Annotated in this window: 13 protein-coding genes and 2 tRNA genes; 1 reads left to right on the top strand and 14 read right to left on the bottom strand. The window is 56.1% G+C overall.

Annotation, left to right across the window (positions count from 1 at the left end):
- Positions 1-57: 57 nt before the first annotated feature.
- From VC212_RS11825 to uvrB, 12 genes are all read right to left on the bottom strand, one after another.
- The gene (locus VC212_RS11825) at positions 58-366 is read right to left on the bottom strand and encodes a VirB3 family type IV secretion system protein (protein WP_115513304.1); all 309 of its coding nucleotides are present in this window, start codon (positions 364-366) and stop codon (positions 58-60) included.
- Positions 359-766, bottom strand: coding sequence for a TrbC/VirB2 family protein (locus VC212_RS11820; RefSeq protein WP_323514909.1), 408 nt, complete (start codon positions 764-766; stop codon positions 359-361). The genes VC212_RS11825 and VC212_RS11820 overlap by 8 nt, the downstream gene beginning before the upstream one ends.
- A gap of 63 nt (positions 767-829) precedes the next feature.
- The gene (locus VC212_RS11815; RefSeq protein ID WP_323514984.1) at positions 830-1,648 is read right to left on the bottom strand and encodes a transglycosylase SLT domain-containing protein; all 819 of its coding nucleotides are present in this window, start codon (positions 1,646-1,648) and stop codon (positions 830-832) included.
- Between the two features lie 57 nt (positions 1,649-1,705).
- Positions 1,706-2,764, bottom strand: coding sequence for a P-type DNA transfer ATPase VirB11 (gene virB11 / locus VC212_RS11810; RefSeq protein WP_115559036.1), 1,059 nt, complete (start codon positions 2,762-2,764; stop codon positions 1,706-1,708).
- On the bottom strand, positions 2,761-3,945 hold the full coding sequence (locus tag VC212_RS11805) for a TrbI/VirB10 family protein (protein ID WP_323514910.1): 1,185 nt from the start codon (positions 3,943-3,945) through the stop codon (positions 2,761-2,763). Before VC212_RS11805 ends, virB11 begins: the two co-directional genes overlap by 4 nt.
- The gene (locus VC212_RS11800) at positions 3,942-4,709 is read right to left on the bottom strand and encodes a TrbG/VirB9 family P-type conjugative transfer protein (RefSeq protein ID WP_115513308.1); all 768 of its coding nucleotides are present in this window, start codon (positions 4,707-4,709) and stop codon (positions 3,942-3,944) included. The genes VC212_RS11805 and VC212_RS11800 overlap by 4 nt, the downstream gene beginning before the upstream one ends.
- Entirely contained in the window at positions 4,706-5,716 is a 1,011-nt protein-coding gene (locus VC212_RS11795; protein ID WP_323514911.1) for a type IV secretion system protein, read from the bottom strand. The genes VC212_RS11800 and VC212_RS11795 overlap by 4 nt, the downstream gene beginning before the upstream one ends.
- A gap of 129 nt (positions 5,717-5,845) precedes the next feature.
- On the bottom strand, positions 5,846-6,256 hold the full coding sequence (locus VC212_RS11790; protein WP_323514985.1) for a TcpQ domain-containing protein: 411 nt from the start codon (positions 6,254-6,256) through the stop codon (positions 5,846-5,848).
- Positions 6,257-6,605: 349 nt separating this feature from the next.
- Entirely contained in the window at positions 6,606-8,279 is a 1,674-nt protein-coding gene (locus VC212_RS11785; RefSeq protein ID WP_323514912.1) for a type IV secretory system conjugative DNA transfer family protein, read from the bottom strand.
- A 36-nt stretch (positions 8,280-8,315) separates the two neighbouring features.
- A complete protein-coding gene (locus tag VC212_RS11780) occupies positions 8,316-8,558 on the bottom strand; it encodes a hypothetical protein (RefSeq protein WP_055850133.1) in 243 nt (80 codons plus the stop codon).
- Between the two features lie 613 nt (positions 8,559-9,171).
- A tRNA-Val gene (locus VC212_RS11775) sits at positions 9,172-9,246 on the bottom strand.
- Positions 9,247-9,342: 96 nt separating this feature from the next.
- Entirely contained in the window at positions 9,343-11,364 is a 2,022-nt protein-coding gene (gene uvrB, locus VC212_RS11770; protein ID WP_323514914.1) for an excinuclease ABC subunit UvrB, read from the bottom strand.
- 140 nt (positions 11,365-11,504) lie between these two features.
- Between uvrB and VC212_RS11765 the strand changes: the two genes are divergently transcribed.
- Positions 11,505-12,047: a Tfp pilus assembly protein FimT/FimU gene (locus tag VC212_RS11765; RefSeq protein ID WP_323525950.1), complete on the top strand. Its 543-nt coding sequence runs from the start codon at positions 11,505-11,507 to the stop codon at positions 12,045-12,047.
- Positions 12,048-12,095: 48 nt separating this feature from the next.
- On the opposite strand, the gene VC212_RS11760 is transcribed toward VC212_RS11765, so the two are convergent.
- Together VC212_RS11760 and VC212_RS11755 are read right to left on the bottom strand one after the other, a co-directional pair.
- Positions 12,096-12,172, bottom strand: a tRNA-Asn gene (locus VC212_RS11760).
- A 66-nt stretch (positions 12,173-12,238) separates the two neighbouring features.
- Positions 12,239-12,649, bottom strand: coding sequence for a type IV pilin protein (locus VC212_RS11755; RefSeq protein ID WP_115554106.1), 411 nt, complete (start codon positions 12,647-12,649; stop codon positions 12,239-12,241).
- Positions 12,650-12,669 lie beyond the last annotated feature (20 nt).

Genomic DNA, 12,669 nt, shown 5'->3' with positions numbered 1-12,669 from the left:
AAGCACCTACCCCATGCACGGGTGCATGGGGTAGGCGTGGAGTATCGCTACACACTATTAACGCTTACCCGGAGGAGATTTCCGATACTCGTTTGGCGTAAACACCCACATCCCGGCATAGCGCTGAAGATTACGAGCACGCATCCTGAACATCCAGCGCAAGCCCAATAACCTGAAAATCATCTCGTCCCGCTTCGCCATCTGCTGCATGCCGAAAATGATGACGGGAATGCTGAGCAGGTACCAAAGGTCGAAGTACATTCCCATCAATAGCCCACTACCGGCACCGATGAAAAAGGGAATATAAGGCACACCCAGAAACATCGCTGGCCTGGTACACCCACGGAAGAGCACGTCTTTATGCATAGTGCTGAAGCATCTGAACCAACGCCATCGCTGTGTCGCCATCGCATTTCTGGTTACGGTCGCCAATGACCATGTTCGCGATCTGTCCGGCAGCGCCGATCAATACGCCACCAATAAGAATCGGCGAAACTTCAGAAATGCGCTTGTGCGCAAATGCGATCTGGTAGCCCGCGACGATGACCGCAATCGTGACGACAGCGACAGAGCCCATCGTAAGCAGTGAATTCACGTTTCCGAGAAAACCGCAGACTTTGGTATCTGTATCGGCCAAACCACCCGGAGTTGCGCCGGCGCCGCTCGCAACCAGCAACAGTGAGGTGAAGACCAATGCTTTCAATGCTTGAGTGCCGACCATCTTGGCATTAGCAGCCAACTGCTTATTGTTCATTTCAAATTTCATTTTGTATCTCCTTTTGGAACAGGGGGGGTCTTGTAGCAATCCGATTGCAGAACAACATCCTTGCTAGAACACGAAAGCGCTGTCCACTGGCCGACTTGGCGGCTGCGTGGCAACTGAGGGAGAACTTTGACCAGTAGGCGCTGCAGTAGCTGGTTGAGCCCCTACTGGCAATGCCACACCACGTCCTTGACCGGTCGCTTGAATGACATACAGATCGCTGGACGCCGGAGCCGATCTAGCCTGCACACTTGGCTGGGCAACTGGAGCCGGCGATATAGCGGACGTGTTCGCTTGGCCTGACATTTCGTCCGGAGATGCACGCATCAGACCTTGTACCCGACGCGCAACAATCGCATCCGCCAACACTGCAGCTGCCTGACTGGCCGTACTTTCGGTGCGTATCCTGATCTGCCGGTTATTGGAGACCACGGGGATTGGCTGAACGCCGGAAGCAGCAACCGACTGACGGATGGATGCATAGATCTTCTGGACATATCCGTGCTTAAAGCCAGTTTCGAAGTTACCGGAGTAGTAGCAGCTAAAAGACTTGCCCCAGTTGGCCCCAGAACGTGAATGACATTCAGCTAAAATCTTGGAGGCTGCTACCAGATTGGGGCACTTGGCGAATGCCATCTCGTAACTAGTCAAACCATACTTTTCGAGGTTGTAGCGATTAACCTGGCCTAGGCCTAGAGAAAAATTGTAGCCCTTCTGCTCCAGCATCTTTGCGGTCGCCACCGCTTCCTCCAAGCCGCGTGGCTCACGGACCAAACGTCCGCCGACGACGCCTATGGCGTATGGATTACGCGACGACTCCACGCGCACGACGTGCTGCATCACCTCGCCTGGGACGGCAAGTCCAGAACAGCCCATCAACTCCATACCAGGCAACATGTCGAAGTCTCCTAGAACTCGAGCGCAAACCTTGTTGACAGCATTTCAGCCGCCACGCAAGGTTCGCGCAGGATCAAAATCGATCCCGGTGATAAAGCGTTGGCCAGCATGCGCCTTGATGTGCACGACGATGTCGATGGTCATGCGCAACAGACGCTTGATGACCTCGAATTCTAAACCAGACCCCTCGTTGGAGGCCTTCACCATCAGTGCCAGCTGGTCCCAGGTTTGCTCGACGCTACCAGCGTGGCAGCTGGTGATCGAACCCGGATGGCCGGATGCACAGTTACGAATGAAATAAAACGATTCATCACCGCGAAGCTCGGCCAGAATGATGCGATCCGGCTTCATACGCAGGCATGCCTCCATGCAACTCTTGGCAGTCACGTTACTTGCGCTCTGCCCACCTTTTGAGTAAAGCAGGTGCACTGAATTTGGCTGACTGATGAATAGCTCACGCGCATCTTCGATCGTGACAAGCCGCTCTTCATTGGGTATATGGTTCACAAGTGCTTTCATGAACGTTGTCTTTCCACTACCGGTAGCACCAGCGACAACGACATTTTTTTTGTAAAGCACACACTTCTTGAAAAATTCCGAGTATTCCTTGTTACGACGCAGTTCCAGTAATTCACGGTCCTGATCGCTGACATCGGACGCCTGCTCGAGCACCTGATCGAAAAAACCATCGTGCTTGTACTGCTCAAGGGTCTTGGTGTGCTTGGAAGGCAGACGTATCGTAATCGACACCTTACCGGCATCACAGGCAGGAGGGATCACAAACTGAGCACGCTGACCCGTTGGAAACGTCAGTGATACGACCGGATCTGCATCGGTGATGCGCTGACCGGTATTACTTTCGTTGACAACTGCAGTGCAGAACTGGCGAGCACGATCAAAGGTAAGCGATGGAACCTCCATCCGCTGCCACCCGTGTATCGTTTCAAGATACAGCTCGCCCGGCCGATTGATACAGATCTCCGTGACATCCGGGGAGTTCAGATAATCGAGGATCCCCAACACCGAATACTGATAATCCAAAAAATCATTGGAAATCCGAGCAGTCGGAGAGTCCTCGATCGTCACGGCACCCGTCGCGCTCATTTCGGCAACACCGCCGTGAAATCGACGTCCTTCGCCACATAGACGAATACGACAGTCCCTTGATTGATGGTCACGGTTGCCGGACGACGCCCAGACTTCTGAATAGCTTGACGAGCGACCTGTTGAATACTGTCGGCTGTATTGCTCTCAAACGGCTGGTCGGTGATCGTACCGCTACCCAAACCGACCGTGGTCGTCCGCGGACCATACTCCGCGGCTGCATACTTGAACGCATCGCTCAGCATGCTTATAAAAAGAGCCGATGCGATTTTATTGCCCCAATGCGCATCGTACTGACCCGGATGCCCTGCGCTACCAAGGTTATCGATACCAGGACCCGCTAACGTCACATCGATGCCGGTCGGCGTGGTGACACGATCCCATACGACCTCCATCCGAGCAGAGCTTGGCTCGTCGGCTTTGTACTGCCCCAAGACCTTGGAACCCTTAGGCAACAGCAACTTGTGACCGTTAATCGAATATACCGGCTCCGTGATGATGCACGACGCGAAACCGTCAAAATCCGAGATAATCCGCGTCTCAAGCACACAGCGAATGTAGGTACCACGCACCAGCAGCCCATCAGGATTACTGATTGGCTTGGCCATCATGATTTGGTCGTCCTTGGTCAGCGGGGACTGCTGCATTCCAAGCGGATCATTCGCATCTGATTGATTTTGGGCTCCCTGAGCGGCGCCCTGCTCTGCAAGAATACGACGCTCTAGCAAGGTGGGACCACGCTCACGCTGGACAGGAACGTTAACTTCTTCTTCATCGTTGGACACAGGCGGCATAGGCGGCAGGCTCAATTGCTGCTGGGCCAACGGAACGGGAGCCGTATCAACAGGGGCCGTCATGTTTTGAGGCAATGCTGGTGCTACCACTGTTTCGGTGCGAGGTTTCTTTACCTCGTCCTTATCAGAACCTCGCGATACCAGCCAAAAAATAGCCACAATTAGCAGCGCGGCGATACCTGCCAAGAACAGCAGCGCTTTACGATTAAGGCGCTTAATGTCATTTGATCGGAGAACCGGTTCATTTGCGTCTAGATCCGGCGCGCCCTCAACGTTTTGACGCGCAAAATACGGATTGCTGCTGTGCTCATCTTGAGCAGCATGCGACTGTTCGTCGCGGTTGCCGCTTGCCCGCTCGTCGGAGTTATTTGGCGTGTTCGGATTCACTTTTGCTTATTCCTTCGCAGACCTATGACATTATCGCCATGGCGCACCACCAGGAATGGATAGGTGCCATGGACAATCAACGTATTCCCCTCAACGGTCGTATTAACCAGAAAATCTTCGCTATGTTCTTTTTCGCGAGCAAAGACTGCTGGGAAATTTCCGGTGGGAAAGCGCGTTAAATCCATATTTATATAGGTGAATTTACCGTCATCATAAACACGACTGGGAATCAACCAGGATTTTTTCGTTCGTGTAGAATAATCGTAATCATAATAATAGCGGCGATCCTTGAGGATTTTCGCATTAAGCTGGGGCCCGTCTTTTGCGACAGCGGCATCTACTGGACCATTGAAGCTGGTATCTGTCGGATAGGTAAAAAGAATCTTGTATTGTACGCCCGCTTGCTTGGCCTGCTCTAAGCGCTGCCAATCGGTCGCCACAACCTTAAGTTCCAAAATGTAAGAATGCGTGGCTGTACGAATCATCATATTCGTATCGACATCGACGTTTTTTGGCTTCAAGTAGAAGACATTTTCGCGACGCGTCAGCTCCCATCCACCCGTGAAGCCAGTGCTGTAATCCAAAATCTTCTCATTTGGACTAAGCTCAATCTGGGTAGTAATTCCTAAGCCTGTGCGAACTTGATAAATACTATCAGGCGCATACTCATACTCCTGAACTACCTGAGCAGCAGCTGGGAATGCACATAAAGCGAGTGGCAGCGCTAAAGCCAATGCCGCCCTGTAGGGGTTAAAGGGTTTCATCGACCACTTGCTCCATTGACATTGTTCGGCATCCCTTGAGGTTGCGTGGGCTGAACTTGAGGCTGGCTCGCAGGCTGTGCCTGCACAGGATATCCGGACTGCTGTACTGGCACGCCACCCGGAGCCGACGGCATGACCTGCTGCATCGGAACACCTGTTTGTGGAACGACGCCAGCGGCATTTTGATCAACCGCGCCTGGATTCACTTGCTGCTGATATGCAGCCTGGGGGACGGCTTGCGCCTGCGTACCGATAGCTGACGGCGCTGCGGGCAAGGCAGAATAATCATTATCCACGCGATAATCGGTGACACGAAAACCAAGAGGATTCTCCACTCGAAGAGCATCACTCATCTGAAGATTGTCCTGATAAACAAATCCCATGGTGGCAATTTTATTATCCAGTAACGTTGTCATCGTAGAAGCCTTGTCGTAGACATTTCGCTGAAACCGCACTGTCGCACCAGTGTATGGCCGCCCCTTGCCGCCGATCAGGGTAATACTGAGGATATTGATGCGAATTGCACGCAGCCTTCCATAAGTATTGAAAGGCCTCTGTGGATTATTTCCAGCGTGCAGCGAGCGATATTCGCCGAGCACATTCGTAGCAGCCATCGCAGCTACTGTATTCCAATCACGATCACCGATGGTTGATGCATCGAATGACTCGCGCGCGAGGATGAATCGCGCAATATTGCTGCGCGCAAGCGCTTCACTGGTGCTGATCGTGCGACCACCGTAGTTAGCCTCGATCTTGGCGATAGTGCTGGTGCCCGAATAAGCATCCGCCATTACTAGATAAGGAACCTTTTCCTTCAGCGGCAGCATGTAGTAGTAACCGCCCGCTGTCATCACCGTCACCACCATCGACAAGGTCGCCACAATCCATGCACGCTTTTCACTGCGGCGGGCGAGATCAGCGATGCTCACCTCGTAATTGACCGCCTTCTGGACGGCCGCGCCTACCTGGGCAGATCCGTCCTTTTCATTAACCTTCTTACGCAACATGTCTAGATCCGTCACCGTGGGGCCTTGTCAGGCCTGAAACTGTTGCCGCGATGGGTTGCGGGCACTTTGGAAGCATGGACGTTCCTGCAAATGCAATGCCACATGTGCATCACATCGGTCGACGCACCCTCAGAGTTTGGAACCCGCTGACACCGGCACAGGCTGCACGAGCAGCTTGTTGGCTGAGACTGACACCGAGACACCTTGCGCGGCATACACCGCGCTGAGCTCAGTTGCGGCCTGCTGCACGCTGGTGGTGCTGATATTAGAAACCGGTGCGATAAGCGTGTAGTCCGACGGCAAGTTGTAAGACAACTGCATATTGGAGTCCGCCGCCCAACGTTCCAGCATCGTCTTCAGCGTGCCGTCCATCGGCGTCGCCTGATACGTGTAGGAGGTGTAAAGAGGAATTTCGGTCGGAGCCTCGTCAAAGTGATTGACGTGCTTCCAGCGCCCACCAAAGTCAGGAGCAGGCTTGGTCGCGCAAGCGCCAGCCAACATGGCGGCCGCCAACACCAATGACAGCTTGGACACATACATCGGATTCACTCTGACTTCTCCAACTCAGGAAATTTCGGGCTTAACGAAGGACAGCACTGCGGCCCCGCACACCTAGAGGTGGCGAAGCGATGACGAACCTGTAGAAATGTTTGGACACACGAGGCGCACCTGGCCCGCCCAGACAGCAGGGGCAGCGCAGCGCATACGCGCGAACGAGGAAGATGAACACAACGAAGAACCATCCATAGCCTTACTCCTATACGACCCCGTCCGGCGCCGCCCCCTTAACAAAAAATCAACAATGCAAGAATTCTGGGTAACTTTGCCCTTAACGAGCACATGAGTCAAGAATTACCAGCACGTGCACACCGTTAATTTGTGACAACCATCACACTCTGATGGAAAGCGTTTTCACATCTGTTTTGGGCAACAGCCGCGCCGTGAAGTACCGATCTTCGTAGTAGCGGATCTTGTCGCACTTCACAGGATGCGGGATGCCCTCGTACAGGAACACTTCCTTCTCGTTGCCCATCGCCTTGAGTTCCTGGGGAAGCATCAATGCCCGCCGCTCTTCCGACACGCTGCGGGTCGTCTCCCTGCCCCGGGTGATGTTTTTCTTCTTGATCGTCGTGTAGCCCAACATCTCCGAGTAGTCATTCGCGTCCTGCTGTTCGCGCGGCGCGTACAGAATCTGCAAGGCGTGGTTGGTGATGATGGTGCGCGACAGGTCCTTGCCATAGGTCGCATCCAGCTGCGCCATGCTCTGGATGATGGGCAACAGACGGATGTTGTAGCCGGCCATATAGGCGACCGCCGTCGCGATGATGTCGACTTTGCCGATCGAGGTGAATTCGTCCATGAGCAGCAAGCACTGGTACTTGAGTTCTGGGTTGGACTTCGGCAACTCGCGGGTGTTGAGGTTGATAATCTGACTGAACAGCAGATTGATGATCAGACGGCTTTCGGCCAGCTTGTTGGGCTGGATGCCGATGTAGATCGTCATCTTCTTCTTGCGTAGATCCGTGAGCAGGAAGTCGTCGGCACTGGTGGCCGCATCCAGCACAGGGTTGATCCATGCGTTGAGCGGTTCTTTCAGGGTGCCCATGATGGACGCGAAGGTCTCATCCGCCTGGGACAGCATATTGGAAAAGGCCGACTTGGCATTGCTGCTGAGGAACCGTCGCTCTGACAATGACTTCAAGTACTTCTTGAGGTCGCTACCGTCGCCCGACGACAGGCGGTAGATTCCACCCAGCGTGGGAGCGCCTGCCCCGCCCGGAAAGCCGAGAGCAAGCTCTTCGTCCTGATTCTCGAACAAGTACAGGGCAAAGGCCAAGAACGCGTTGCGCGCCTGGCTGACCCAGAATTTTTGGTCGTCCGATCCATCCGGGTACAGCATGGCAGCAATGCTCATCAGGTCCGAGACGCGAAACGCGGGATCGTTCGACACGTACGTCAGCGGATTCCAGCGATGCGTGCGCCGGTCTTCGGCAAACGGGTTAAACAGAAAGACCTCTTGCCCCTGGCTGGCACGCCAGCCGCTGGTCAGATCGAAGTTTTCCTGCTTGATGTCCAGCACAACGATCGATTCCTGGTACTCAAGCAGGTTCGGGATGACCACACCCACACCCTTGCCCGAGCGCGTTGGCGCGGCGAGGATCACGAATTGCTGCCCGCTCAGACGCACCAGCTTGCCGTTGAATTTGCCGACGACGATGCCGTTCCCACTCGGCTTGAAGAGCCCGTGCTTGGCAAGATCGGCAGCCCCGGCGAAGCGCGCATCGCCGTGCAGCGCGGGCGTCTTGGGCTTGAGAATCAGGGCAATGCCGATGATCCAAACGAGCGCCGGAAAACCGAAGCCGATGACACCAGACATCTTGATCTTGGTGGCATAGGCAGCAACTTGCGGCAACCCCAACGCGCTGTAGTAGCGGTAATAGGTGTCCCAGCTGTACAGGCTTGTATCGAGCCGCAGCAGTAGCAGGGTCACATAGCCGGACAGCAGATATCCGGCGAGCACTGCCACCGCAGTGGCAATCGCGATTATGTTGACTTTGGACATGCGCCCTTCTCCCTAGGCTTGTATCTGGACGGCGTTCTAGCGACGGACGACAGGCTTGTGGTCGATCAGGTCCGTCTTGCGGCCCCCGCTCTCACTTTCGACGAGCGAGTCGATCCATACATTGGCTTGATCCAAAGAAAGATCCGGCGTTATTCGCGTTCCCGCATCGGTCACGACCGCATACGCCACCACCGCATCGGGTGCATACACCTCGTCGCGCGTAATCGCCACGATACGGTAACCACCCCTGGTCAGCACGGTGTGCTGATACTCGTCCATCGCCAGCCTTCCTTTCCGTCAGCGCGGAGGCGATGCTAAAGCAAGACGTGTGACGGAGAAAGCGGTTTCGGCGACACGCGTGACCGCACAAGCCAACCTGCCTCGCTTCAGGACCTGAGCTGTCGAACCTGGCTCGACCTCTCTGCCGGTTTGGCCGAAGCCAAACAAGCATCGACCGGCCGTTTCAGCGCTATCAGCAGTGGACGCCCACCTCATGCGCGACACGCGATCGAGCTAGATCGCGAGCTGGCAGGTTGCATGGCGGCAATCGAATGGGGGGCGCTCGGCGAAGATTACGCCGCACTGGCGACGGCATGGTTCATACCAGAGGCTTTCCGCCCCACCATCGCGATACGGTTGCGCCATGCGGTGCACCTGCGCGGGAAATGTCGGGCTTGCCAGGTCGTCGCGCAGCTAGCAACACCCACAGTTACACGACGTTCGATTCGACGTATTTTGACGAGGCAAAGGAGGGAGTGGGATGAGTGTCGAGGACTTGGCAAAAGGCCTGCCTGAGCTGCACCAGCCTCTGAGTCGCTCACGTCCAAGTAAATGGCAGCTTCTCTGCTACCAGTCTCTTACCCACTCAAGCCCTTGCTTTCTGGACTTGAAGTGGTGGGCGGTACAGGGTTCGAACCTGTGACCCCTACCATGTCAAGGTAGTGCTCTACCGCTGAGCTAACCGCCCGAATCCTGCGTCAGCATTGCGCTGTGCAGGGCGCGCATTCTAGCGCAGGGTTTTGCCGACCACAAGCCCTCCCTGCGCTTCGCCTGTCACTCCGCCCTACCCCAGGCTTGCCGCCTTCAATTTCTGGATCTGGTCGCGAATCTGCGCCGCTGCCTCGAACTCCAGATCCTTGGCGTGCTGATACATCTTTTGCTCCAGGCTCTTGAGCTTGCCGGCAATTTCCGCAGGCTTCATCGCACGATAGTCGGGCGTCTCTTCGGCAACCTGGCGCGACTTCGACCGCCCCTTGCCGGCACGTTTTTCGGCCGCATCCTCGCGCGCGCCCTCCATGATGTCGGAGATCGGGCGCGCCACCGACTTCGGCGTGATGCCGTGTTCGAGGTTGTACTCCACCTGCTTCTCGCGACGACGGTCGGTCTCGTCGATCGCGGCCTTCATCGAGCGCGTCATCTTGTCGGCATACAAAATGGCCTTGCCGCGCAGATTGCGTGCGGCACGACCGATGGTCTGGATCAACGAGCCGGTCGACCGCAGGAAGCCTTCCTTGTCCGCATCCAGAATCGCCACCAATGACACTTCCGGCATATCCAGACCTTCGCGCAGAAGATTGATGCCGACCAGCACATCGAACTTGCCCAGACGCAGATCGCGAATGATCTCCACGCGCTCGACCGTATCGATATCCGAGTGCAGATAGCGCACGCGAATGCCGTGCTCACTCAGGTACTCGGTCAGGTTCTCAGACATGCGCTTGGTCAGCGTTGTGACCAACACGCGATCGCCGAGCTTGATGCGCTCGTGCACTTCGGACATCAAGTCGTCGACCTGCGTGCCGACCGGGCGTATCTCCACGATCGGATCGATCAACCCCGTAGGACGCACCACCAGCTCGGTGATTTCGCCGGCAGACTCGCGCAACTCGTAAGGACCAGGCGTCGCGGACACGTAGATGCTGCGCGGCGAACGCGCCTCCCACTCTTCGAAGCGCAACGGCCGGTTGTCGAGCGCCGACGGCAGGCGGAAGCCGAATTCCACCAACGTTTCCTTGCGCGAACGGTCGCCCTTGTACATCGCACCGATCTGCGGAATGGTCACGTGCGACTCATCGATCACCAGTAGCGCATCTGGTGGCAGGTAGTCGAATAACGTCGGCGGCGGCTCGCCTGGCGCCTTGCCGGTGAGATGCCGCGAGTAGTTCTCGATGCCGTTGCAGAAGCCCACTTCGGCCATCATTTCCAGATCGAACTGGGTGCGCTGCGCCAGACGCTGCGCTTCGACCAATTTGTTCTGCGAATACAACTGCTCCAGCCGCTCCTTCAGTTCGTCCTTGATCGTGTCGACCGCACTGAGCGTGCGCTCGCGCGTGGTGGCGTAATGCGTCTTGGGATACACGGTGTAACGCTGCAGCTTGCGCAGGGTTTCGCCGGTCAACGGGTCGAACAAAGTGAGCTGCTCGATGTCGCCATCGAACAATTCGATGCGCAATGCTTCGGTGTCCGACTCCGCGGGGAACACATCCAGCACCTCGCCACGCACACGGAACGCGCCGCGCGTGAGCTCGAATTCGTTGCGGGTGTACTGCAGATCGGTGAGATGGCGGATCAACTGACGCTGATCGATGTGCTCGCCCACCGACAGGATCAGACGCAGCGACAGATAGTCCTCCGGCGCGCCAAGACCGTAGATCGCCGATACCGTGGCAACCACCAGCGAATCGCGCCGCGACAGCAAGGTCTTCGTCGCCGATAGACGCATCTGCTCGATGTGCTCGTTGATCGAACTGTCCTTCTCGATGAAGGTATCCGACGACGGCACGTAGGCTTCGGGCTGGTAGTAGTCGTAATAGCTGACGAAGTATTCGACGGCATTGTTCGGGAAGAACGACTTGAACTCGCCATACAGCTGCGCCGCCAACGTCTTGTTCGGCGCCATCACCAAGGTGGGCTTTTGCACCTGCTGCACGACATTGGCGATGGTGTAGGTCTTGCCCGAGCCGGTCACCCCGAGCAGGGTCTGCTTGGCCAGGCCAGCTTCGAAGTTGGCCACCAGCTTGTCGATGGCCGCCGGCTGGTCGCCGGCTGGGGAGTACGGGGATACGAGCTCAAAACGGTCGGTCATGGAGCGAATCTCGGGGGAAGGCTGCACGAAATAACGGAGGTCAGTGTCAGGAAAAGTCTGACGCCTGCTTGAGTGAAGCAGGCGTTACCTGGCCGCCGGTCAACGTTGAGACTGCTCGCTCGACCCTAAGGAGAGGCGCGATGCGGGCAGTGACTCATTCGAGCGCGAGAGGGTACACCGCAGTCCAGTTGCTGATCGTGATGGCGGTCATCGGCATTCTGGCGACCATCGGCTTGCCCAGCTTTCAGCAGGTTTTAGAGTGGCAGCAGGCAACAACACGCGTTCACCTACTGACATCACACCTTGCCATGGCTAGAAGCATGGCAGTGACGCAGCGGGCGCCTGTAAGTGTGTGCCCATCTGCGGAAGGAGCAACTTGCCGGAGTGACCGCATTTGGAGCCAAGGCTGGATCCTGTTCAAGGACCCGAATCGCCGAGGACAACCAGCAGATACAGCTTCAATTCTGAGGGCCACTCATTACCAGGAGAACAGTGGCATCGACGTCACCGCGACACTCGGCCGCCCTATTGTGCGCTTCCTACCAAGCGGCAGGAGCAGCGGCAGCAACATCACTCTTAGCGTCTGCAGAAACGCCACCAAGCTAGTCGACGTCATCGTGAACAACGCGGGAAGAACCCGCGCCGTACGCTACACGACACCCGCCCCCTGCCGGCCGCGCTGAGAATCAAAAACGAGAAGGCCGCGACAAGTCGCGGCCTTCTCAACATTTTGGCGCCCGAAGTTGGACTCGAACCAACGACCCCCTGATTAACAGTCAAGTGCTCTAACCGGCTGAGCTATTCGGGCGGGGTCGGCATTGTAGCAAGATCCGACCGCAATGCAACACCCCCAGAGCGAAAAAAATCTTCATCCCTACCAGCAGTCGGACTTGTTGCCTTTTGAATTCGTCTTGCGACTTGCCTGGTCGATGCTCAAGGTACCGCACTTGTCGGCAGATTGGACAGCACTCGGCGTTGCAGTGATGATGTAGCCAGACTGCGTCTGTTGAGACAGGTTAAGCGCGTATGCCGCCGTTCCTCCTTCTCGTGGTGAAACCGCTGTTGGTAGGCTGAAACCAACGTACGTGTTTTGCACCGTGTGAAATCGCTCTGCCAACTGCCCGTATTCAACGAGATCGACCTTGGCTTGAGCGCGTCTTGACTTTCGAACATGCTCAGAGTAGCTGGGATATGCAATCGCTGACAGGATCGCAACCACAGCAACAACAATCATCAGCTCGATAAGCGTAAAACCATGCTCTTGCCTCGAAGAATACTTCAACATTTGGACACGAGAGCGCTTGT

This window comes from Xanthomonas sp. WHRI 8932A (assembly GCF_035012785.1).
Classification (GTDB): Bacteria; Pseudomonadota; Gammaproteobacteria; order Xanthomonadales; family Xanthomonadaceae; genus Xanthomonas.
The sequence above is the reverse complement of the archived record's forward strand: the minus strand, read 5'-3'. Positions and strand labels throughout refer to the sequence as shown.